We start from the raw sequence: 21,876 nt of genomic DNA, 5'->3' as shown, positions 1-21,876 counted from the left end.
CATGCGAACACTTTTCACCATGAGCGCCGTGGCGACGCTGGCCTTCTCGGTCGGCGCTTGGGCCGAACCCATCTACGGCGTCAGCGATGCGTCCAGCAGCCAGGCCCTGTTCATGTTCGACAGCGCCAACGCCGCCGGCAGCACGGTGATTGGCACGATCACCGGCCTGGCCGCAGACCAGGTCATCCGCGACATCGACTTCCGCCCCGCCGACGGGCTGCTTTACGCGATCACGACCACCGCCGACTTCCCGACAAGCGCCCGCCTCTACACCATCGATCTTGGCACCGGGGCAGCCACTGCCGTCGGCACCGGCTTCACGCTCACCGGCAATACGTCGAGCCGCTTTTCGGTCGACTTCAATCCGGTGGTTGACCGCCTGCGTGTGGTCACCGGTGATGGCCACAACTACCGCGTCAATCCCATCGACGGCACGCTCGTGGCCCAGGACACCAGCCTGTCCGCCGGCACGGACACGCCGCAGATGTCGGGTATCGCCTACAGCAACAGTTTCGCCGGCGCAACCCAGACCACGCTTTACGGCTACGACTACTTCACCGACACGGTGGGCACGATCGGCGGCCTCAACGGTGCGCCCAACAGCCCCAATGGCGGGCTGTACACGGCAATCGGCGGCAGCGGCGTCGTCACGTTCAGCGCGGCCGCCGGCATGGACATCAGCGGCGCCACCGGCATGGCCTACTTCGCTGCCGACGACAACGACAGTCCTACCGCGGCCAGCGAGCTGTTCAGCATCAACCTCGGCACGGGTGCGCTTACTCGGGTGGGTAACCTGCCAGTCGCTGCCATCGGCATTTCGGTGATGACTCCCGTACCCGAGCCTGCCAGCTGGGGGCTGATGGTGTTGGGCCTTGGCGCCATGGGGGGCTTTGCCGCCCGCCGCCGCCGCGTGGGGTGACCCCGCGCCCCGGAGCCCACCAGTCGGGGGTGGGTCGCGCCTGGGCGCGGGCGGCGGCGTGCAGCCGCAAGCCCAGCTGCGCCCGGTCATGAAGCAGTTGGGACCGGCCCGTTCCGCGACGCATCGACCACGCGCGTGGTGACGCTCTTGGCGATGGCGTCTCGGCGATGCCGGACCCGCGTCGGCGGGCATCCGTCGCGGTGGGCCCCTGGCATCTCGCTGAGCGCCTCTACGCTGCGATGGCGCACCACGCGCTTGACTGTCAAGCCAACCGCTCGCCGAGCACTGCATGCGGTGCTCCGCGGTTTGCGCCGGCATTGGATGATGACGCGCGTCGCGACGCCAAGTTGTACTCGGCCTGCCCAGCCGACCCAGTCCAGTCCAGTGCCCCGCGTGCGGGATGAAGGCTCCGGTGCCGCTCACGCGGCGGCGTTGTGCCTCGCCCGGACCCCATCCCAAGTCACTGCGCCACGGCAGTCCCCGCTCGCGTAGCAAAGCTCTGCGCGAGTGGCGGCAGGGCCTGCTGAAGGCGTGCTGCCGACGGCAGCGTTCGAGCCGGCCACCGATGGGCTTCGCCACGCTGTGCGGGTGCCGGAGCACTTGGCACCCAGCAGCCGATCGCCACCGCCGAGAGGTCGCAGCGGGCTGCTCAGGCCGCCGACAGGGCTCTGCCGGTAGCGAAATAGCTCTGCAGGTTGTCGAACACGCGGTCGGCCATGGCCTGCCGTGTCTCGCGGGTGCCGCTGGCCACGTGGGGCAGCAGCACTACGTTATCCAAAGAAAAGAGTTCGGGTGGGACGTGAGGTTCACTCTCGAACACGTCCAGGCCGGCGCCGGCGATTCGCTTCTCCTGCAAGGCCCGTACGAGCGCCGCTTCGTCGATGATGCTGCCGCGCGCCACGTTGATCAGAAAGCCTTGCGGCCCCAATGCGTCCAGCACCTCGGCATTGACCAGGTGTCGTGTGGCTGCGCCGCCGGCCGTGATGACGATCAAGAAGTCGCACCACCGGGCCAGTTCCAGCAGCGACGGCTCATATTGCCACGGCACGTCGGACACCGGTTCGAGGGCGTGATAGCGCACCTGCATGTCGAAACCGATAGAACGCTGGGCGATGGCGCGGCCGATGCGTCCCATTCCCAGGATGCCGAGCCGGCTCCCGCTCACCTTCTTCGTCAACGGATAAGCGCCACGTAGCCAGTCACCGGCGCGCACGAAACGATCGGCTGCGCTAAGGCTGCGGGCCGTGTCGATTAGCAGCCCGAAGGCGGTATCGGCGACGCAATCGTTCAACACCTCGGGGGTGTAGCCCACGGTGATGCCGCGCGCCTTGGCGGCGGCCACGTCGATCTTGTCCAGACCGACCCCGAAGCTGGAGATCACGCGCAGCTTGGGCAGGGCGTCGATCAGCGCCGCGTCCACGCCGGTGATCGCCGACGCGGCCAGGGCTTCGAAGTCGGCGCCGTGGGCGGCCAGGAAGGCCGTGCGGTCGGGCTGCTCGGCCAGCACGGTCATGTCGTAGGCCTGGGCCAGCCGGGCGTCGAGTTCGGCCGGGAATTGGCCGACATGCAGGAGGCGGGTTTTCATGGAGTCCTTGAACTGTGCAGGAGGGAAACGTGGCGTGACACCGTCAGTCGAATCTCACGCCGGCCGTGCCAGCACGACGGGCCGGTACGAGCGGTCGCCGAGACTGGTGCATCCGACCGACGTCATCATGTGCAGCCTGGCGCCTTTCGGCGGCCATGGGCGGATTGCAGACTGAGGATGATCCGCATGAGTTCGATCTTCAGGCTGCGTTCTGTCACACAAATCATCGGGCGCGGGATACCTGGATGCGCCGAGCCGGTCGCATTGCCATCCGGACCGCCCGATGGCGACGAACTCGACCAGGATTCGAGTGGTGTAGTCGAGATCGCGATGGCAATCGAGGCAAATGCGTGCAATGAGCAATCGTTATAGCACGTGTCTAGTCGCCGCGCCATTGCCGATCGCGCGCGGTCCCGTCGAGCGCGGGCTGGCGGGGGCGCCACGGGCTCTCGCTTCGTCGCTCAGGAACGGCGATGGAGCAACTCGTCGATCAACAGTTGCGCAGCAGGCTGGACCGGCCCGCCCTTGCGGGTGACGAGCTCATAAGGCTCGCTGCGCGACGTCAGGGCCAGGGGCAGGATGCACGACATCTGCTGCTGCGCGAAGAACTGCGCCACTTCGATCGACGCCAGGGCCACGAAGGACGGATTGGCCTGCAGCAGTGCCAACGTCGCGAAGGCGGAGGTCGTCTCCAGCAGGTGCTGCGGGAAGCGGATGCCGCAGTCGCGGAACTCGCCTTCGAGCAACAGCCGCATCGGCATGTTCGCGCGGTAGACCACCCATCTGAAGCGCGCCAGCTCCTGCAGGGTGAGCTTCTTCGCGCGCCGCAGCGGGTGGCCGACGTTGGCGATGACCGCAAGGGTCTCATCCTGCAGCTTGACGCTGTCATAGGCGTGCGGCGTCTGGCTGACGGTCGTGCGGCAGATCGCCAGGTCGAGCCGGCCGGCATCGAGCTGGGCCAGCAGCGTGGCGCTGGTGTCCTCGACGATATCGACGGACAGTTCGGACTGCCTGGCCACGAGCGCGGAGACCGCATCGGTGAGCAGCGGCACCGCGCCCATGATGACGCCGGCGGCCACCCGCCCGCCCTGGCCTCGCAGGATGCCGACGACCTCTTCGCGCAAGTGCGCGAGATCCGTCTGGATCAGCCGCGCGTAGCGGATCACGCACTGGCCGACGGCGTTGGCCTCCAAACCGCGGTTGGTGCGAACGAACAGCGGTGTGCCGAAGGTGGTCTCAATCTCCTGCAGGGCTTTGCTCGCGCCCGGCTGCGACAAAGCGACCTGCTGAGACGCCTTCAGGAGCGAGCCGTGCTCGCCCAGCGCGATCAGCAGCCGCAGCTGTTTCAGGTGGAGCCTGGAGATGATCGAGTGGAGTGGAGGGATCATGCCTGAGTTGCGCAAATGTTATAGCGACATCACATCTTCTCAGGTTTCCGCGCGGGCAAACACTAAGGCGCTGCGCGGGCACGCACTGCAACACTGCAAGCGCTTGCTGCCGACCGTGGTCCCTACGGTGGTCGCGATGAGGAAGCCAGACCTACGGGCCCGGATCCACACAGCCCGAAATGATGGGCCGGGATTGGGCGTGTGTTGATTGACAAGTCCGGAGGAGAACGTGAGAAATCTGTGGAGAGGTGGATTGGCTGCCCTGGGCACGTTGGTGCTCAGCACGGCAGTGATGACGCAGGCGCATGCGCAGGCCAAGGCCTGGTCGCCGAAGCCGACACAGCCGGCGCCTTATGTGAACGGGATGAAGCCGCTCACAAAGCTGAGCGACGTGCTCGCCGACAAGGACCCGTCGGTCAGTTGGCGCCATAAGGTGGTCGACGATCAAAGTGTGAAAGCTGCTTGGGTGGGCTTGAAGCCAGGTGATGCGATGAGGCAGAAGCTGGTGCAGGATCACCGCTCCGCTTTCATCGTCTGGGAAGGAGCCATTGAGGTCAACATCCCCGGCCAGACTCCCGCGACCTTCACCGCAACCAAAGGGATGATGGTCCAGGTGCCGCTCCGCCGGCCGTACTCGTTGACGAACGTGGGCTCCACGCCATCGCTGCACTTCGAGGTTCACAACGCGTTGCGGGTCATCATCTATCCGCAGCCCACTTCGACAGCGGGGTTGCCACCATCACCGGAAGGCTATGTCTGGTTCCCGCACCGGTACGAACAGCCTGACAGCTTCACGTCACAGGGTACGCCGGTTTCCCGCAACTTCCTCGCCGACCCGGCGGGGAGCGCCGGCACCTTCGTGAACGACGATAGGTTGTTCATGACCGCCATCCGCGGCGCGAATTCCCCCGTCACGCCCGACGCCTATTTCAAGGTCTCTGGTGGCGACGCATGGTTTGTCATGGAAGGTCAGATGGCCTTCTCGGTCGAGGGCTTGGACTCCATTGTCGCGAACCCGGGCGATATCGTGTACATCCCCGAGGGCCGCTTCCACCAACCATGGCACTACGGTGCCGCCTACTCGACGGGGATCCTCATCAACGGCTATCGCGCTGGTTCGCGTCACTGGTCAGAGACCCAACCTCCGGTGCCCCCGATCAACCAAGTCCGGCGCGGTGGCTGAGAAGGTTGATTCGCCGCAGGGCCACTGGGACCGTCGGGCTCCCACCGGCGCGCGACCTCCGCTGGGGTCGCGCGCCAGCAGCATGCAGATCAGTGCAGTCATCCGGGCGCCCCTCGGTGCGTACCATGATCGAGCCGTGCATCGACGACAGGCTCGGGTCGACCACGGGCGCAACGGGCGGTGCGCGTCGGCATGGACCGGCGCTCGCCGCGACGGCGGCTGGCCCCAGGTAGCCGCCGATGCAGGCGACCCGGGCAGTGCCGCCTTGCCATGGAGCCGATGCCAGGTTTCAACTGTCCAAGCCCGCAGGACAGCATCCGGCGCCGCGCCGTCGCCGCTTCCCGGGCATGGCGCCTGGCATCCGTCTTTGGCCACGGGCGGGCCTCGGCCAGCGGGCGCACGCACTCGCTCTCAGGCAGCTCCAGGGACAGGGGTCCTGTTCCACCGCCGGCCCATCGGCATGCGGCCAGGCCGTGCTCCTCACGGCCGGGAAGCAGAACACTACAGAACACACTGACGACAACCTATGACAGCAATGGAAACAAATAAGGGTCCCATTCAGAAGCTTGTCGAACACCTGATGGTGCTCGGCATGTCGATCATGGGGCTGATGGTGCTCGGCAACGTGATCCTGCGCTACGTATTCAATTCAGGGCTGGAGATCTCGGAAGAAGTGTCTCGGTTCATCTTCGTCTGGTTGACCTTCCTGGGCAGCATCATCGCCTTGAAGACGGGGGTGCATCTGGGAGTCGACACCTTGGTTCGGCGTTTGCCCAGGCGTGCGCGCCTCGTGTGCTATTGGCTCAGCCACGCGCTGATGCTCTGGTGCTGCTGGCTGATCTGGAAAGGCAGTTGGGAGCTCACCAAGAACAATCTGCACAACGTTTCTGCGATTTCTGGAATACCTGTGGCCGCCATGTACGGCTCAGGGCTGGTCGCGTCCGCCCTCATGGCTTTGATACTGGCCGGCAATCTGTGGCGCTCACTGCGGGGCGACCTCCGCGAGGAGGCCGTGTCGCCGGAGGCTGAGTACAGCGTCTCCCATGAACAGGAGATGCCAGGGAGCGCGAGATGACCGTCTGGGTTTTCATTGGGTCGCTCCTGGGCTCCATGAGCCTGGGCATGCCGATCGCATTCGCCCTGTTGGTATGCGGTATCGCCCTGATGCTGCAGCTGGGCATCTTCGACGCCCAGATATTGGCTCAGAAGCTGATCGATGGCGCCGACAGTTATCCGCTGATGACGATTCCGTTTTTCCTTCTCGCCGGCGAGTTGATGAACGCCGGCGGCCTGTCGCGTCGCATTGTTGCTGCAGCGATGGCGCTGTTCGGTCACCTGCGCGGCGGACTTGGCTACGTGGTCATCGGGACGGGTGTGCTGCTGGCAAGCATTTCAGGCTCCGCGATCGCCGATACCGCCACACTGGCCGTCATGTTGCTGCCGCTGATGCGGGAAGCACGCTACAGCATCACCCGCTCGTCCGGGCTCATCGCAGCCACTGGCATCATTGCGCCCATCATTCCGCCGTCGGTCGGCTTTATCCTGTTTGGCGTCACGGCCAACGTGTCGATTGGCAAACTGTTCCTGGCGGGCATCGTGCCGGGCGTGCTGATGGCGGTGTCGTTGGTCGCTGCATGGTGGTGGCTCGTGAGAACCGATGCCTCCCCGCTGCCGCCGAAACGATCGCAGGCTGAAACGCGACGCGCGCTCGTCAATGCGACCTGGGCGTTCGGGCTGCCGGTCTTGATGATCGTCGGCCTCAAGTTCGGCATCTTCACGCCAACTGAAGCCGGAGTCGTCTCAGCCACCTATGCGTTGCTGGTCAGCGGGTTCGTCTACCGTGAACTGACCCTGCGCGCGCTGTATGACGCGATTCTTGCTGCCGTGAAGACCTCCGCGGTGATCATGCTGCTGGTGGCAGCATCGACTGTTCCAGCTTGGCTCATCACGATCGCCAACGTTCCAGAGCAAGTCGTGGCGCTGCTACAACCGTTCATGAACAGCCCGATCCTGCTGATGCTCGTGATCGCGTTCTTCGTGAGCTTGATCGGTATGGCGCTGGACTTTGCCGCCGTCATCTTGATCCTCACGCCCGTCTTGATGCCAGTCGTCACAGTTGCTGGTATTGATCCGATCTACTTCGGGGTGATCTTCATGGTGACCGCCGCCATAGGAATGATCACGCCGCCTGTTGGCGCCGTGCTGAACACTGTCTGCGGTGTAGCCAAGATTTCTATGGAGGATGCCGTCAAAGGAGTAATTCCGTTCCTGATCGCAGAATTTGCGATCTTGATACTGATGATCGTTTTTCCGGCGCTCGTCACTGTTCCCGCTTCTTGGTTCCATTGATTTGGTAATCACCTTTTTAAACGAAAGAGTCGACAATGAAATTCCTCAAAATGATCGCCGCCGCGGTCGCGATCTTTGCACTGACCGGCGCCAATGCACAGGAAGTGAAGCTGGGTTATGTGCCCACGGAAGATCATCCGGTCGGACAGGGTGTCAAACGGTTTGCCGAACTCGTCAAGGCCAAGACTGGCGGACGCATCACGATCAATACCTATTGCTGCGGCAAGATCGGCAACGAGCCGCAGATGCAGACCTCGCTCCAGTCGGGTGTCCTTCAATTGATGGTCGGTCCGACACCCAACCTGGTGGGCTCGATCAAGGAGTTCGGCATTTTTGACCTGCCGTTCTTCTTTGCCGACTTCAAGGAAGTCGATGCCATCATGGATGGTCCTGTTGGCGCCCAACTGTTCAAGAAGATGGAAGGCATCGGCATGGTTGGCCTGGCGTATTGGGATAACGGCTTTCGCCACATGACCAATTCCAAGCGAAAGATCACGACAACCGAAGACATCAACGGCCTGAAGATCCGTGTGATCCCGAACCCCGTTTTCATCAATACGTTCAAAGCACTCCGCGCCAATGCGGTGCCGATGCCCTATCCCGAGCTCTACAACGCCCTGGAAAGCAAAGCGGTCGATGCGCAGGAAACGCCGGTCGGCTTGATCCAGTCCAGCAAGTTCTACGAAGTACAAAAGTACATGACCATGACCGGCCACGCCTACACCGCGTTCTTCGTGGCGGCCAGCAAGAAGTGGTTCGACACGCTGTCCCCCGCAGACCAGAAGGCCGTGCTGGAGGCCGCGCGTGAATCGGCGCCTTATCAGCGTAAGCTGTCTCGGGACGCCGCCGAACGCATCACGCGTGAGCTCAGGGACCAAGGGGGCATGGATGTGACAACGCTGGCGCCGGCCGAGATCGCGAAGCTCCGCGAGATGGTCAAGCCCGTTGTGGCGCAGTTTTCCGAAGTCATTGGCGCCGACGTGATCAAACAGGCGCGCGAGGACATGGCCAAGGCCAAGTAGAGACTAGACAGCGGGCCAGGAAAAAAATGGTCGAGGGCGTGTCCTGCGCCCTCAACCAAAGACCTCCATCTCTCGGGCGCCTGAAGCCCGCTCCGAGTTCCTGCAGATCCGTGCAATTTTGAAATCTCGGCTTTCTGCAGGCCGGGAGGGGTGGGCGACAAGCTCGTCGTCCACGATGGCGAATCGATTCGTCGCCTTGCATTGCTTAGCCGCGCCGCCGCCGTGATCCATCATGCTGCGCAGCGCGAGCAAATCACGTCGGTGGCCGCGTCATCGCCGGCAAGTGACTGGCGGTACTCGTGCTTTTCCACGCCGGGCTGTGGACGCTCCGGACCACCATGCGGACCGCCAGCGGGAACGCGAAGAACTGAATACGCCAGTCCCACGCCGCCTGGACCAGGTCACACTGGGTCAAACTCGCCCAGGCGCATCACTAACGCCGCCTCCGCCGCCTCCAGAGCTTGGCACCACTTGGGGATCTCTCGATCCACGCAGATGGTCTGGCGTAGTGTCGCCTGCGGTGCGCTGAGCCGCGAAGGCTGTCGGCGGCGCTGTGCCAGCGGGTCGCTTCGCCCGATGCAGGCTCGGCGCTGGCGCGCGCGGGTCCAGTCGATCTCCATGCCGACCAGCCTGTCGGTCCTGCTCCGACTGTGGCGGCACATCGTCGATGACGGGACGCCGTGCGCGCCAGCTAGCCGCGGCCGATGAACGGCATTTTCGTGGCCATGATGGCCATGGACTGGACGTTCACATCGAGCGGCAGGTTGGCCATGTGCAGCACTGCGGCGCCGGCATACTTCACGTCCATCATGGGCTCGGTGGTGCTCATGCCCGTGGCCAGTTCGGTGAGCGCATTGCCGATGTCGATCTGGCCACCGGCGATGTCGTCCTTGCGTCCGTCGAGCGAGATGGCCTTGGTCAGGCCGGTGACGGCATGCTTGGTGGCGGTGTAGGCCACCGACAGCGCCCGCGGCACGTGCGCCGAGAGCGACCCGTTGTTGATGATGCGGCCGCCTTTTGGGCTTTGCGCCTTCATGATGCGGATGGCGTGCTGGGTGCACATGAACGTCGCCACCAAGTTGAGGTTCACCACCTCGCGAAACGTCTCGATCGGCAAGTCTTCCATCGGCATTGCGGGCGCACCCATGCCAGCGTTGTTGAACAACACGTCGAGCCGGCCGAACTGGTGCTTCACTGCCGAAAACACACGCTCGACGTCGGCGTCGTTCGTGATATCGGCAGGCAGCACCAGCGCGCGCTCGGCACTTCCGGATTCTGTGGCGGTCTGTTCCAGCGGTTCCCTGCGCCGGCCTACCAGGCCGACGTGGTAGCCGTCCTTCAGCAACGCGAGCGCCGCAGACTTGCCAATGCCGCTACCAGCGCCGGTAACGATCGCGACCCGTTTTTGTGCCATCGAGGCATCTCCCAGGAATGAATGACGCGCAGGAGCGCGCGGTCCGAACAGGCGTTAGCGCCTGGCGAAGATGATCAGGAGGCGGTATATGCCGTCTTGACCGTCGTGTAGAACTCGGCGGCGTATCGTCCCTGTTCACGGGGACCGAAGCTGGAGCCTTTTCGGCCGCCGAAGGGGACGTGGTAGTCGACCCCCGCGGTCGGCAGGTTCACCATCACCATGCCGGCCTGAGCATGGCGCTTGAAATGTGTCGCGTGCTTGAGTGAGGTCGTGGCGATGCCGGCGGCGAGACCAAATTCGGTGTCGTTGGCCAAGGCCAGTGCCTCGTCGTAGTTCTTCGCGCGGACGACGCTCACCACCGGGCCGAACACCTCTTCGCGGTTGATGCGCATCGATGCTGTTGCCTCGGTGAACAGGGCCGGGCGCATGTAGTAGCCCGGCGCACCATCGCCGTTGGTCGCGATCGCCTCCCCGCCCGTGACCAGCTTGGCGCCCTCGTTCCTGGCGATCGCGACGTACTCCAGGTTTTGCGCTAGCTGCTTGTCGTCGACCACGGGGCCGATGTCGGTGCCCTTCTTGCGTGCGTCGTCCACCTTCAGCGCCTGCATCTTGTCGGCCATCGCAGCGACGAAGCGGTCATGAATGCCTTCGGTGACGATCAGCCGCGAAGAGGCCGTGCAGCGCTGGCCGGTGGAGAAGAAGCCACTGTTGAGCGCTGCGTTCACCGCCACGTCCAGGTCGGCATCATCGAGCACCACCATCGGATTCTTGCCGCCCATCTCCAGCTGGAACTTGGCCATGCGCGCCACGCAGGCCTGCGCGATCCGCTGGCCGGTGGCCACCGAGCCGGTGAAGCTGATGGCGTGGACGCGTTTGTCGTCCAGCAGCACCTGGCCCACTTCCGAGCCGCGGCCCATCACCAGGTTGAACACCCCCGCCGGCAGGCCCGCGCGGTGCAGGATGTCGGCGATGGCCCAGGCGCTGCCGGGCACCAGGTCGGCCGGCTTGAGCACCACGGTGTTGCCGAACGCCAGCGCCGGCGCGATCTTCCAGGCCGGGATGGCGATCGGGAAGTTCCAGGGCGTGATCAGGCCGACCACGCCCACGGGCTCGCGGGTGACTTCCACCCCGACACCCGGGCGCACGGAAGGCACCACGTCACCGCCCACCCGCAGCGCTTCGCCGGCGAAGAACTTGAAGATGTTGCCCGCGCGAGCAACCTCCCCGATGGCCTCAGGCAGCGTCTTGCCCTCCTCGCGGGCGAGCAGGTCGCCCAGCTCGGACTTGCGCGCCAGGATCTCGGCGCCGGCGGCATCGAGGATGTCGAAGCGTTGCTGTGGGGTGGACAGCCCCCAGGCAGCCTGGGCCTGGGTGGCCGCGGCGATGGCCTGCCTGGCTTGCGCCTGGTCGGCTTGCGCGAACTCGCCCACGACATCGCGCGTGTCCGACGGATTGATGTTGCGCGACACGCGGGCCCCTTCGACCCACTCGCCGCCGATCAGATTCTTGAACATGGTGTGCTGCTTCTCTCTTCTCGTTTACAAACTGGCGTCGAGCAACGCTGCTGAGTCCGTCTCGGATGAGACGCGCGGATTGGTACGGTGGCTGAGGCCCTCGAGGCCGCCGCGGGCAATGTCAGGGACATGGCCGTGCGCACGCCGAGTTGGGCCAGGCCCGTGGGCAAGCCCAGCCGCTGGGTCATGTCGCGCAGCGCGGGCACCAGCTCGGCCCCACTGGCGAGGCCCATCGCCTGGGCTGGGCGGTCGAGTTTGTTCTCCTCGCATACCGAGGCGGCTTCTTGGTTGAATGCGATCACCGGCGGCAGGAAGGTCGCGTTGAGCGTGCCGTGGTGTCGCTGCGGGTCGGTGCCGCCCAGCGAATGGCTCAGGCTGTGAACGAAGCCGAGCCCCATCTGGAAAGCCAGTACGCCTTGCGTCGACGCTCATCATGGTCAGCCGTGCGTCGCGGTCATCGGGCTGTCGCGTTGCCCGCTCGATGCAGCCCCAGGCGCGCCGCGGCCCACTTCGCTGCCGGTGCAGGCGATCGTCGGCACGGCGATGCCGGCGGCCTTCACGCCCCGGTCCGACACCATCAGCGCACGCCTGATGCTCGCCCATTCGAACTGCTCCTTGAGCAGCCCGATGGCGCCAAATTTGAATTGGATCTGGGCGATGCAATTGATGAGGGTCATGGCGATCCGCGCAACGCGTGCAATGAGCAATCGTTATAGCACGTGTCTAATCGCCGCGCCATTGCCGATCGCGCGCGGTCCCGTCGAGCGCGGGCTGGCGGGAGCGCCACGGGCTCCCGCTTCGTCGCTCAGGAACGGCGATGGAGCAACTCGTCGATCAACAGTTGCGCAGCAGGCTGGACCGGCCCGCCCTTGCGGGTGACGAGCTCATAAGGCTCGCTGCGCGACGTCAGGGCCAGGGGCAGGATGCACGACATCTGCTGCTGCGCGAAGAACTGCGCCACTTCGATCGACGCCAGGGCCACGAAGGACGGATTGGCCTGCAGCAGTGCCAACGTCGCGAAGGCGGAGGTCGTCTCCAGCAGGTGCTGCGGGAAGCGGATGCCGCAGTCGCGGAACTCGCCTTCGAGCAACAGCCGCATCGGCATGTTCGCGCGGTAGACCACCCATCTGAAGCGCGCCAGCTCCTGCAAGGTGAGCTTCTTCGCGCGCCGCAGCGGGTGGCCGACGTTGGCGATGACCGCAAGGGTCTCATCCTGCAGCTTGACGCTGTCATAGGCGTGCGGCGTCTGGCTGACGGTCGTGCGGCAGATCGCCAGGTCGAGCCGGCCGGCATCGAGCTGGGCCAGCAGCGTGGCGCTGGTGTCCTCGACGATATCGACGGACAGTTCGGACTGCCTGGCCACGAGCGCGGAGACCGCATCGGTGAGCAGCGGCACCGCGCCCATGATGACGCCGGCGGCCACCCGCCCGCCCTGGCCTCGCAGGATGCCGACGACCTCTTCGCGCAAGTGCGCGAGATCCGTCTGGATCAGCCGCGCGTAGCGGATCACGCACTGGCCGACGGCGTTGGCCTCCAAACCGCGGTTGGTGCGAACGAACAGCGGTGTGCCGAAGGTGGTCTCAATCTCCTGCAGGGCTTTGCTCGCGCCCGGCTGCGACAAAGCGACCTGCTGAGACGCCTTCAGGAGCGAGCCGTGCTCGCCCAGCGCGATCAGCAGCCGCAGCTGTTTCAGGTGGAGCCTGGAGATGATCGAGTGGAGTGGAGGGATCATGCCTGAGTTGCGCAAATGTTATAGCGACATCACATCTTCTCAGGTTTCCGCGCGGGCAAACACTAAGGCGCTGCGCGGGCACGCACTGCAACACTGCAAGCGCTTGCTGCCGACCGTGGTCCCTACGGTGGTCGCGATGAGGAAGCCAGACCTACGGGCCCGGATCCACACAGCCCGAAATGATGGGCCGGGATTGGGCGTGTGTTGATTGACAAGTCCGGAGGAGAACGTGAGAAATCTGTGGAGAGGTGGATTGGCTGCCCTGGGCACGTTGGTGCTCAGCACGGCGGTGATGACGCAGGCGCATGCGCAGCAAACGTTCGGCTGGGCGCCGAAACCGGCAGAGCTGGCGCCGTACGTGAATGGGAACCAGCCGCATACGAAGCTGACCGAGGTACTGGCCGGCAAATCGGCCACAGAAACCTGGGAGCACCAGGTCGTCACCGAGCCGAACGCGTCGGCCAAGTGGGTTGGCATGAAGGTCGGCGATGCGAGGACGCAGGTGCTGTCGGCGGATCACCGCGTTGCCTTCATCGTCTGGGATGGAACGGTTCAGGTCGAAATCCAGGGTGTGGACACATTCACGGCCACCAAAGGTTTCATGATCAATGTCCCGTTCCGTCGTGAGTACAAGTTGACGAACATCGGCAAGGTACCGTCGCTGCACTTCGAGATCTACGTTCCCGACCGTGTAGATCTCTACCCGGAGAACGCGCAAACGTTGCCGCCGCCACCGTCATTTCATTCGTGGTACCTGAGTCGCCTGGATGCCGCAGGTGCCTATGGAACTGGCCAGAACGCCATATACCGTGACTTCCTGGCGGCGCCATTCAACGGCGCGTTTGTCAGCGACGACCGCTTGTTCGTCAATGCCATCCGCGGGTCATCGAATTCCCTTCCGCCTGCGACGGACCTCGGACACTTCCACTCCTACGGCGAATTCTGGTTCGTCATGGAAGGCACGCTCGGCTACCTGATCGAAGGCCTGCCCTACTTCACTGCGACCCCGGGTGATATCGTTTATGCCGCACCAGGCCGCTGGCATCGGGCGGGGTTCCACCCCCAGACGGGGACCGGGACACGGGTGGCCATCAACGGCTATCCGAGGGGTGCGCATCTCTGGCGGCAGACAAACCCACCGGAGACGCCTCCGGTGCAAGTCATGCCGCCGTCGACCAGGGCGATGCTCCCGCAACCTACATCGAGTGGCGCGTACCTCCGACCGACAGTCACGCTGAGCGGGTACCCCGACGCGAACAGCCTGTCAGACGACTTGGACTATTCCGAATACTGGCTCGATGACGCCGCGCAACCGACACGGTATGTGGGCCCCTTTCAGATCAGCGGCAACGGCATGCACACGCTTCGCTACCGCTCGGTGGACAAGGCGGGCAATGTCGAGGCGCCCAAGCAGCTGACGGTCGGGGTCATCGATCTTCCGCCCCTCGCCCTGCAAGCTGTGCCCAGCACCTTGAACCTTCGCACGGGCGGCGGCTTGGTCACCATGGTCATCTCCGTCCCTGCGGGCCAGGATTTGCGCACATGGGGGGTAACCGATGTCCGCGCTGAAGGCACGCCTGCGGTATCCGCGGCCTACTCATCCGACGGCCGGACGATCGTCGCAACCTTCAACAAGGCGGCGTTTGCAAGCGTGCCCGCCGGCAACGAAGTCAGGATCACGGTCACCGGCAGGTTCAACTTCGACGGGGCACAGGCGCCGCTGTCGGCAAGCACCCTGGTGCGGGTCATTCGGTAGGCACTGATCCCTGGCCGGCGCCGCGCCGGCCAGGGGTCGCTCCGACCCTGGATTGGAAAACAGGCAAGTTCGACTGGGATCAGCAAAATGTTCAAACGCTTCGTAATTGGTTGCGTAGCCCTGTGGATGTTGGGCGCAAATGCCGCACCCCTCGTCTACACCAGTGCTCAGTACACCACTGTCGCAGCAGCAAGCGCGGGCGCAGACGCGGACTTCAACACCGACAGCAGCGCTTCCGCGGCACCGCCCCTGCTCACCAGTGCCACCGTTTTCAACGCCACTGAATTCGCCTCAGGCAGCGGCATTGCAGCCAATGGGCTGCTGACGACGCAAGCGGAGGCCAGCAGTCTGGCGGGAGTTGCCAGCGCGGTGGGAACCTCCGAGTTCCTGGGCACTTTCAATCTCGACTCGTCGTTGCAGCTCTCAATCGATCTGACGAACCTGGATTTCTCCGATGCCGCCGCGTTTTCAAGTGGTACGTTGTTTGTGCTTGTGACGGTCGATGGCACGACCTACCTCGACGAACAGCTGTCGTCGAGCGGTCTTTACAACTACACGTTGGGTCCGTCGATCGGCGGGAGCTACATGTTCAGCCTGCTGCTCTCCAGCGAGGCAAATACTTCGACCGGGGGGAATGCATCCAATTTTTCTTCTGTCACGTTCGGCGTATCTCCTGTTCCCGAGCCGAGCACGCTCCTGTTGTTCGGAATCGGACTCATCGGGTGCTTCTTGCGGCAGCGCCGGATGCCCCTGAACTGACAGCAGGCCGAGGTACGGAAATGTCGTCAGCGATGTCATCTACCTGGCATTCATTGGCAACGAGGTCGGACGATCGGGCGCATTGCACCTTGGCGGCTGGCCCAGCGTGGCGGCCGGCCGATCCTGCATCGCGCAGCGTCTGCTGCTGCCGCTGCGGGCGGCTTCGGTGCGAACACCGGTCATCCGGCTGGAGCTGCTGAATGTCACGGCCTGCACTGCAGCATCGGTGGGGGACGATGAAGACGGCCATCGAGCGTGTGAGCGCGACAGTGGCCGCGCAGACTGGTGTGCTTGGCCCGCTGTCCAGCATCCTGGGGCGTGCCGAGGTTGCGAGAGCTGATGATTGCCTGGACCGGCGCAAGTACGTTGTTGGGCGTGTGGGCGCTGAGGCGGAAGCGTTGAACGAACGGAAAGACGAACAGTGAATTTGGAAATCGAGGGCAAGTGGGCGTTGGTCTGCGCTGCCAGCAAGGGGTTGGGACGGGGTTGCGCTGAGGCGTTGGTGGCCGATGGGGTCAACGTCGTCATCACGGCGCGTGGCGATGCGGCGCTGCAGGCGACCGCCGAGGCGCTGCGCGCATTCAATCCCGCCGCGCAGGTGGTGGCGGTGGCCGGCGACATCACCACGCCGGAAGGCCGTGCTGCGGCTCTGGCCGCTTGCCCGCAGGTGGACATCTTGGTCAACAACGCCGGCGGGCCGCCGCCCGGCGACTTCCGTGACTGGGATCGGGCCGACTGGCTGCGGGCGGTGGAAGCCAACATGCTGACGCCGATCGAACTGATCAAGGCGGTGGTCGACGGCATGGCCGAGCGTGGTTATGGCCGGGTCATCAACATCACGTCGTCGTCGGTGAAGGCGCCGATCGACACCCTGGGCTTGTCCAACGGCGCGCGTTCTGGCCTGACAGGCTTTGTCGCAGGCGTGGCGAGGCAGCCGCGGCTGGCGTCGCGCAATGTCACGCTGAACAACATCCTCCCTGGCTTCTTCGACACCGACCGCTTGCGTTCCGGGTTCACCAAGGCGGCCGAGACCAGCGGTCAGTCCATCGACGACGTTTCGGCTGCACGGCGCAACACGGTGCCGGCGCAGCGCTTCGGTAGTCCGCAGGAATTCGGCGCCTTGTGCGCGTTTCTCTGCAGCCAGCGTGCCGGCTATATCACGGGTCAGAACCTGCTTATCGACGGGGGTGCCTTCCCAGGCACGTACTGACGCGGTTGATGCCGCCCAGGTTCATCCGCCCGTCGTCAGATCAGCTGATCTCTGATTCCGTCACGTCGCCGAACAAAGGGGGCGCGGCGCCCGTGAGTCAGTTTTCAGTGGTCGTCAACACTCGAAGCCGAAGAGAGTCTGCAGGTCGGTGCTGTCGAAGGGCAGCCTGCGCTTCCTGCGCTTCCTGGCGCCGACGCCGACGCCGAGCGTGCCGGCGGCCGGGTTCGCGCGCAGGACGTGCTTGCCAACCGCAATCTTGTAGATGGATTTTGGTCAGTCACTCATTGAGGGTGGGCACTTCAATGCGAGGCCGCATGTCCTGCACGAAGGCGGTCATCAGTTCGGGCGCCACTTCGCCCGGCATCTCCACGCCGTGGATCGCGGCAAAGCGCCGCAGGTCGCGCCACGCGGTTTGCGAAGCGAGCGTCGTGGGCGTCCGGCGGTTGTCAACGTAGTCGCGCCAGGTCGCGAAAACCTTGTCCCAGGTCGGCAGGTCTGGGTCCACCGCCACACGCTGGGGCGCGATGACATGCAAAGGATGCACCGCCGTGGGGTCCGCCGGAACTCGATGTCGATGCGCGTGTTCTCCGCTCGCGCCAGCTCCTTGGCCGCGCAACGATCGGACGTGCCCAAGCTACGGACTACGTGCTCTTGATGGGAGGGGTATGCGGCGCGGATGGCGGCGGGGATGCGACGACGCACGGTACAGATTGCCAGACCGTGTAGCAACCGGCCGTTTAGCCTAAAGCAACAAGGCCTTGATTCCTAAGGAAATCAAGGCCTTGCGCGTACAACTAGAGTTCTTTGGGGTGGCTGATGGGACTCGAACCCACGACGACCAGAATCACAATCTGGGACTCTACCAACTGAGCTACAGCCACCGCAGAGCCCACAAGTATAGCCCACTCATGGCCCACTCGCGTGGACCGAGTGACTTATTTGTCGACTGCCGATGCAGCGTCGGCCGGCGCGGGGAGCCCGGCGCCCTTCAGCTCCACCTTGAACCGGCTCTTCAGCGCATCGTAGTAGGCCGCGGATTCCGCCGTGCCCCAGGCCTGCGCATACCGCGGCAGCAGCTGCACGAGCTCCGGCGCCTTCTCGTCGGGTGCACGGACCTCGGTGATGCGCGCCACCACGTAACCTTCGCCGGGCACGTCGACGCCCACCACCGCCGGCAGCTTGCCCGCATCGGCGCGCAGCACCGCGTCGAGCACGGCACGCGGCAGGGCCTGGGACTGCGCACGGGACACCTCGGTGGCCGCGGGCAGGCCTGCACCGTCGGCCGACTCGCGCACCGCCGCCAGGCGCGCTTCGCCTTCCTTGCGAGCCAGCGCCGCCGCCTGCTCCTGCACCACCCGCTCGCGCACCTGGGGCTTGACCTCGGCCAGGGGCACGACGCGCGCGGGCGTGTACTCGACGACACGGGCGGCCGCCAGCTGGTTGGGGCCGATCTCCACCGCATCGGTGTTGCGCTTGCCCTGCGTCGCATCGGTGGAGAACACCGCTTCGAGGAGCTTCTGCGAGGCCAGCGCCCCGGTGGCGCCCGGCGCCGGGGTGCGCTGCACGACCGCGGTCTGCTTCGTCAGCTTCAGCTTGTCGATGACCGGCTGCAGGCTGTCCGCCTGTTCGTAGACGGTGTTGCTGAACTGCTCCGCCGCTTCGGCGTAGCGGCGCTGCGCGAGCTGCTTCTTGACCTCCGCCTCGATCTCCGGCCGGACCGCGGCGAACGGCTTCTTGTCGCCGCCACGCACCGCGTCGAGCCGGATGATGTGGTAGCCGAAGTCGCTCTCGACGAGGTTGCTGATCTCGCCCGGCTTCATCGCGTAGGCCGCATCCTCGAAGGGCTTGACCATCGCGCCGCGGCTGAAGAAGTCGAGGTCGCCGCCCTGCTCGGCCGAGCCCGGATCGTCGGAGTTCTTGCGTGCGACCTCCGCGAAGGTGGCGGGCGCCTTGCGCACCTCGGCCAGCAGCGCCTCGGCCTTGGCCTTGGCCTTCTCGCGCTCGGCGGCGGGCGCATCCTTGTCGGCCTTCACGAGGATGTGGCTCGCGCGGCGCTCTTCGGCGCTGGTGTAGCGCGCGATGTTCTCGTCGTAGTACTTGCGCAGTTCTTCTTCGGGGATGCCCTGCCCGCCCAGCAGCGCATCGACATTGAGCACGACGTATTCGATGCTGGCCTGCTCGGGCGCGCGGAACTGGTCGGCATGCGACTGGTAGTACGCCTCGATCTCCGCGTCGCTCGGCTGGACCTTGGCGGCGTAGCTGCGCGCATCGAAGCGCTGCAGCTGCACCATCCGGCGCTGCAGCAGCGGATCGAGCGACGCGCGGGCGACGCTGGCCGGTGCGAAGGCACTGCCTTCCACGCCGGCGAACACCTGCTTCAAGGCGGCATCCTGGCGCACGCTCGCTTCGAACATCGCGGGGCTCATGCCCTGCGCCGCGAGCAGCGCCTTGTAGGCGTCGAGATCCATGCTGCCGTCCGGCCGGCGCAGCGCCGCCAGCTGAGGCACGGCCAGCAGCTCGCGCTGCAGCCGTTCGTCGGGCACGGCCAGGTGCAGCTTGTTGACGGCCGCGAACATGACGCGCTCGCGCACCAGCTGGTCGAGGCTGCCGTGGCGTGCCTCCGGCGTGTCGAACAGCTTGGGGTCGACGTTGGGCATCTGCTGGCGCACACGCTCGGCCTGGCGTTGATGGGCGGCATCCCATTCGGCCTGCGTGATGGTGTGCCCATCGACCTTCGCCACGGTGGCGTTGCCGCCGCCCATGAACTGCTCGTAGCCCTGGCAGCTCGCGACGACAAACGCCGGGAAGATCAGGACCACCAGGATGCCTTGCAGCAGGCGGGTGTTATTGCGGACAAACTCGAACATGCGGAAACGGCTTTCGAACAGGAATACCGGTGCCTAGACGGCACAAAGGCGAACCCGAGGGGGTCCGCCTTTGAGGAACCCGGCGGGCCTCGAAAGGCCCGCCGGGGCAACCATCAGGCGGCGTGCAGCCGCCTATTGTCGCTGGTGGGTGCTGACGGGTTCGAACCGCCGACCTACGCCTTGTAAGGGCGCCGCTCTACCGGCTGAGCTAAGCACCCGGTAACCGTTGGATCAAAGTGCGTCTTTCAGGCCCTTGCCGGGGCGGAACTTCGGAACCTTGGCAGCCTTGATCTTGATCGTAGCGCCGGTGCGCGGGTTGCGGCCGCTGCGCGCTGCCCGCTTGGTGACCGAGAACGTGCCGAAGCCGACGAGCGACACGCTGCCGCCCTTTTTGAGGGTGGTCTTCACGCCACCGATGACGGCCTCGAGCGCACGGCCTGCAGCAGCCTTCGAAATATCGGCTTGCTTGGCGATGTGCTCGATCAGTTCACTCTTGTTCACGAAGGTATCCCCTCTCTGGTGTCTTACGAATGATGGAGGACGGCTGGAGCGCCTCTGGCCTGCGAAGCTCGAGAGTGATCGGTGCGAACCGGGTCGAGCCAAGGCGAACGATTACAGCCTCGCCCCTCGGCAGTGTCAAGCGCGAAGGGGCGGATTCTAGGTGCAGTCCGAGGCACCGGCGGGTCACTTGTCGGGTGCCTGCTGCGGTGCACGCACGACCATCGCGACACCGATCGCCGTCAGGGCCAGGCCGGCCAGCACCGGCGGTCCGAGCGCCTCGTCGAACAGCAGCCATCCCATCACCGCCGTGCAGGGCGGCACGAGGTAGAGCAGGCTGGTGACACGCGTGGCCGCGCCCTGCTGGATCAGCAGGTAGAGCAGCGAACTGCCACCCAGCGTGAGCGCCAGCACCGACCACGCGAGCGCCCCGATCAGCTCCGGGTGCCAGACGATGGGCTCCGCATCAAGCCACCAGGAGAGGGGCGCGGAAACCACCAAGGCCGCCAGCAGCTGGACGAAGTTGGCGGTGCGCACATCACACGGCGCGACGTGGCGCTTCTGGTAGAGCGTGCCAATGGTGATGCCGAGCAGCGCGAAGATCGCGAGCCCGAGGTTCCAGGCCGTCAGCTCGCCCTGGCCCAGCTTGCGCCACACGACCAGCAGCAGCCCGAGCAGGCCCAGCGCCAGCCCTAGCCACTGCCGCGGCGACACGCGGTGCTCGCGGCCCATGGCCGAGACCCACAGCGCCGTCAGCACCGGCTGCAGCCCGGCCACCAGCGCCACCGTGCCAGCCGAGGCGCCCGCCTTCACCGAGGACCACACGCCGCCGAGGTAGACCGCGTGCATCAGCACGCCGGTGACGCCCAGGTGCAGCCACTGCGCCCGCCCCTGCGGCCAGCCCGGCCGGCTCAGGCCGATCCACAGCGCAAAGGCGATCACGGACAGCCCGTAGCGCCAGCTGAGCAGGGCCAGCGCCGGTGCATGCGGCATGCCGTAGCGCGCGACGATGAAGCCCGTGCTCCAGATGAGCACGAACACCGCGGGCATGGCAGCGGCAAAGGCTTCGGAGCGCCCGGGGCCGCCGGTGGTCGTCACAGGCTCACCGCACGTTCGCGCGGATGTCGGGCAGCGCCTTCTGCAGGTAGTACACCATCGACCAGATGGTGAGCACCGCGGCGACCCAGATCAGCCCGGTGCCCCAGATGCGCGTGTCGATCACACCGAACAGCGGGCCGTCGTAGAGCAGGAACGGGATCGCGACCATCTGCACCACGGTCTTGAGCTTGCCCAGCATGTGCACGGCCACGCTGCGCCGCGCGCCGATCTCGGCCATCCACTCGCGCAGCGCCGAGATCGCGATCTCGCGGCCGATGATGACGAGCGCGACCATCGCATCGGCCCGGTGCAGCCACACCAGGATGATCAGCGCCGCGCAGACGAGGAACTTGTCCGCCACCGGATCGAGGAAGGCGCCGAACTTCGAGGTCTGGTTGAGCTTGCGCGCCAGGTAGCCGTCGGCCCAGTCGGTGGCCGCCACCACGATGAACAGCACGGTGGCAATCAGGTTGCGCGTGCCGCTGTCCAGCGGAAGGTAGAAGATGCCGACGATGAGGGGAATCGCGACGATGCGCGCCCAGGTCAGCAGAGTCGGCAGGTTGAAGAACATGGCCGATGCTA

22 protein-coding genes, 2 tRNA genes and 2 pseudogenes are annotated in these 21,876 nt (G+C 65.2%); 10 read left to right on the top strand and 16 right to left on the bottom strand.

The annotated features are described in order from the left end of the window. Nucleotides 1–19 precede the first annotated feature (19 nt). A complete protein-coding gene (locus V4F39_RS07720; RefSeq protein ID WP_332288731.1) occupies nucleotides 20–919 on the top strand; it encodes a DUF4394 domain-containing protein in 900 nt (299 codons plus the stop codon). Nucleotides 920–1,568: 649 nt separating this feature from the next. Here V4F39_RS07720 and V4F39_RS07715 read toward each other — a convergent pair. Beyond that, nucleotides 1,569–2,504, bottom strand: coding sequence for a 2-hydroxyacid dehydrogenase (locus V4F39_RS07715; protein WP_332288730.1), 936 nt, complete (start codon nucleotides 2,502–2,504; stop codon nucleotides 1,569–1,571). Between the two features lie 186 nt (nucleotides 2,505–2,690). Between V4F39_RS07715 and V4F39_RS07710 the strand changes: the two genes are divergently transcribed. After that, nucleotides 2,691–2,876 carry a hypothetical protein gene (locus V4F39_RS07710; protein WP_332288729.1) on the top strand — a complete coding sequence of 62 codons (186 nt, stop codon included), beginning with the start codon at nucleotides 2,691–2,693 and terminating at the stop codon, nucleotides 2,874–2,876. Nucleotides 2,877–2,965: 89 nt separating this feature from the next. On the opposite strand, the gene V4F39_RS07705 is transcribed toward V4F39_RS07710, so the two are convergent. Then, nucleotides 2,966–3,892: a LysR family transcriptional regulator gene (locus V4F39_RS07705; RefSeq protein WP_332288719.1), complete on the bottom strand. Its 927-nt coding sequence runs from the start codon at nucleotides 3,890–3,892 to the stop codon at nucleotides 2,966–2,968. A 253-nt stretch (nucleotides 3,893–4,145) separates the two neighbouring features. On the opposite strand from V4F39_RS07705, the gene V4F39_RS07700 reads away from it, so the two are divergent. From V4F39_RS07700 to V4F39_RS07685, 4 genes are all read left to right on the top strand, one after another. Next, nucleotides 4,146–5,075: a cupin domain-containing protein gene (locus tag V4F39_RS07700; protein WP_332288728.1), complete on the top strand. Its 930-nt coding sequence runs from the start codon at nucleotides 4,146–4,148 to the stop codon at nucleotides 5,073–5,075. Between the two features lie 526 nt (nucleotides 5,076–5,601). Continuing rightward, nucleotides 5,602–6,150: a TRAP transporter small permease gene (locus tag V4F39_RS07695; protein ID WP_332288727.1), complete on the top strand. Its 549-nt coding sequence runs from the start codon at nucleotides 5,602–5,604 to the stop codon at nucleotides 6,148–6,150. Beyond that, nucleotides 6,147–7,424, top strand: a complete 1,278-nt coding sequence (locus tag V4F39_RS07690) for a TRAP transporter large permease (protein ID WP_332288726.1) — start codon at nucleotides 6,147–6,149, stop codon at nucleotides 7,422–7,424. Before V4F39_RS07695 ends, V4F39_RS07690 begins: the two co-directional genes overlap by 4 nt. A 35-nt stretch (nucleotides 7,425–7,459) precedes the next feature. Next, nucleotides 7,460–8,446, top strand: coding sequence for a TRAP transporter substrate-binding protein (locus V4F39_RS07685; protein WP_332288725.1), 987 nt, complete (start codon nucleotides 7,460–7,462; stop codon nucleotides 8,444–8,446). Nucleotides 8,447–8,847: 401 nt separating this feature from the next. On the opposite strand, the gene V4F39_RS07680 is transcribed toward V4F39_RS07685, so the two are convergent. From V4F39_RS07680 to V4F39_RS07655, 6 genes and pseudogenes are all read right to left on the bottom strand, one after another. Further along, nucleotides 8,848–9,066 carry a hypothetical protein gene (locus V4F39_RS07680; RefSeq protein WP_332288724.1) on the bottom strand — a complete coding sequence of 73 codons (219 nt, stop codon included), beginning with the start codon at nucleotides 9,064–9,066 and terminating at the stop codon, nucleotides 8,848–8,850. 71 nt (nucleotides 9,067–9,137) lie between these two features. Beyond that, entirely contained in the window at nucleotides 9,138–9,860 is a 723-nt protein-coding gene (locus tag V4F39_RS07675) for an SDR family oxidoreductase (RefSeq protein WP_332288723.1), read from the bottom strand. Nucleotides 9,861–9,934: 74 nt separating this feature from the next. Beyond that, on the bottom strand, nucleotides 9,935–11,374 hold the full coding sequence (locus V4F39_RS07670) for an aldehyde dehydrogenase family protein (RefSeq protein ID WP_332288722.1): 1,440 nt from the start codon (nucleotides 11,372–11,374) through the stop codon (nucleotides 9,935–9,937). 24 nt (nucleotides 11,375–11,398) lie between these two features. Beyond that, nucleotides 11,399–11,872, bottom strand: a pseudogene (locus V4F39_RS07665) (dehydroquinate synthase/iron-containing alcohol dehydrogenase family protein); the annotation flags it as partial. Next, on the bottom strand, nucleotides 11,812–12,081 hold the full coding sequence (locus tag V4F39_RS07660) for a hypothetical protein (RefSeq protein WP_332288720.1): 270 nt from the start codon (nucleotides 12,079–12,081) through the stop codon (nucleotides 11,812–11,814). The gene V4F39_RS07660 and the pseudogene V4F39_RS07665, both read right to left, overlap by 61 nt. 98 nt (nucleotides 12,082–12,179) lie before the next feature. Next, on the bottom strand, nucleotides 12,180–13,106 hold the full coding sequence (locus V4F39_RS07655; protein WP_332288719.1) for a LysR family transcriptional regulator: 927 nt from the start codon (nucleotides 13,104–13,106) through the stop codon (nucleotides 12,180–12,182). Between the two features lie 253 nt (nucleotides 13,107–13,359). On the opposite strand from V4F39_RS07655, the gene V4F39_RS07650 reads away from it, so the two are divergent. The 4 genes from V4F39_RS07650 to V4F39_RS07635 all read left to right on the top strand — a co-directional run bounded on the left by V4F39_RS07650 (nucleotide 13,360) and on the right by V4F39_RS07635 (nucleotide 16,831). Next, nucleotides 13,360–14,862, top strand: a complete 1,503-nt coding sequence (locus tag V4F39_RS07650; protein WP_332288718.1) for an OmpL47-type beta-barrel domain-containing protein — start codon at nucleotides 13,360–13,362, stop codon at nucleotides 14,860–14,862. A gap of 87 nt (nucleotides 14,863–14,949) precedes the next feature. Beyond that, nucleotides 14,950–15,621 (top strand): PEP-CTERM sorting domain-containing protein, encoded by a 672-nt coding sequence (locus tag V4F39_RS07645; RefSeq protein WP_332288717.1) that lies wholly within the window; start codon nucleotides 14,950–14,952, stop codon nucleotides 15,619–15,621. Between the two features lie 236 nt (nucleotides 15,622–15,857). Then, complete coding sequence (locus tag V4F39_RS07640; RefSeq protein ID WP_332288716.1) at nucleotides 15,858–16,046, top strand: hypothetical protein; 189 nt, start codon at nucleotides 15,858–15,860, stop codon at nucleotides 16,044–16,046. Next, the gene (locus V4F39_RS07635) at nucleotides 16,043–16,831 is read left to right on the top strand and encodes an SDR family oxidoreductase (protein WP_332288715.1); all 789 of its coding nucleotides are present in this window, start codon (nucleotides 16,043–16,045) and stop codon (nucleotides 16,829–16,831) included. Before V4F39_RS07640 ends, V4F39_RS07635 begins: the two co-directional genes overlap by 4 nt. A 277-nt stretch (nucleotides 16,832–17,108) precedes the next feature. Here the strand turns inward: V4F39_RS07635 and V4F39_RS07630 are convergent, their stop codons facing one another. The 8 genes and pseudogenes from V4F39_RS07630 to pgsA form a co-directional block, all read right to left on the bottom strand. Then, nucleotides 17,109–17,336, bottom strand: coding sequence for a hypothetical protein (locus V4F39_RS07630; RefSeq protein ID WP_332288714.1), 228 nt, complete (start codon nucleotides 17,334–17,336; stop codon nucleotides 17,109–17,111). A gap of 62 nt (nucleotides 17,337–17,398) precedes the next feature. Continuing rightward, nucleotides 17,399–17,533 (bottom strand): annotated as a pseudogene (locus V4F39_RS27195) (DUF6538 domain-containing protein); the annotation flags it as partial. A gap of 103 nt (nucleotides 17,534–17,636) precedes the next feature. Then, nucleotides 17,637–17,712 (bottom strand) — tRNA-His (locus V4F39_RS07625). Between the two features lie 54 nt (nucleotides 17,713–17,766). After that, the gene (locus V4F39_RS07620; protein WP_332288713.1) at nucleotides 17,767–19,698 is read right to left on the bottom strand and encodes a SurA N-terminal domain-containing protein; all 1,932 of its coding nucleotides are present in this window, start codon (nucleotides 19,696–19,698) and stop codon (nucleotides 17,767–17,769) included. A gap of 142 nt (nucleotides 19,699–19,840) precedes the next feature. After that, nucleotides 19,841–19,916: transfer RNA gene (locus tag V4F39_RS07615), tRNA-Val, on the bottom strand. A gap of 13 nt (nucleotides 19,917–19,929) precedes the next feature. Next, on the bottom strand, nucleotides 19,930–20,301 hold the full coding sequence (locus tag V4F39_RS07610) for an HU family DNA-binding protein (RefSeq protein WP_378235073.1): 372 nt from the start codon (nucleotides 20,299–20,301) through the stop codon (nucleotides 19,930–19,932). Nucleotides 20,302–20,382: 81 nt separating this feature from the next. Further along, nucleotides 20,383–21,246, bottom strand: a complete 864-nt coding sequence (locus V4F39_RS07605; protein ID WP_332288712.1) for a DMT family transporter — start codon at nucleotides 21,244–21,246, stop codon at nucleotides 20,383–20,385. 52 nt (nucleotides 21,247–21,298) lie between these two features. Beyond that, complete coding sequence (gene pgsA, locus V4F39_RS07600; RefSeq protein ID WP_332288711.1) at nucleotides 21,299–21,865, bottom strand: CDP-diacylglycerol--glycerol-3-phosphate 3-phosphatidyltransferase; 567 nt, start codon at nucleotides 21,863–21,865, stop codon at nucleotides 21,299–21,301. Nucleotides 21,866–21,876 lie beyond the last annotated feature (11 nt).

Source organism: Aquincola agrisoli, assembly GCF_036621135.1.
In the GTDB taxonomy this organism is placed as follows: domain Bacteria; phylum Pseudomonadota; class Gammaproteobacteria; order Burkholderiales; family Burkholderiaceae_C; genus Aquincola; species Aquincola agrisoli.
Note: the sequence above shows the minus strand (reverse complement) of the source record. Positions and strands in the feature narration are given on the sequence as shown.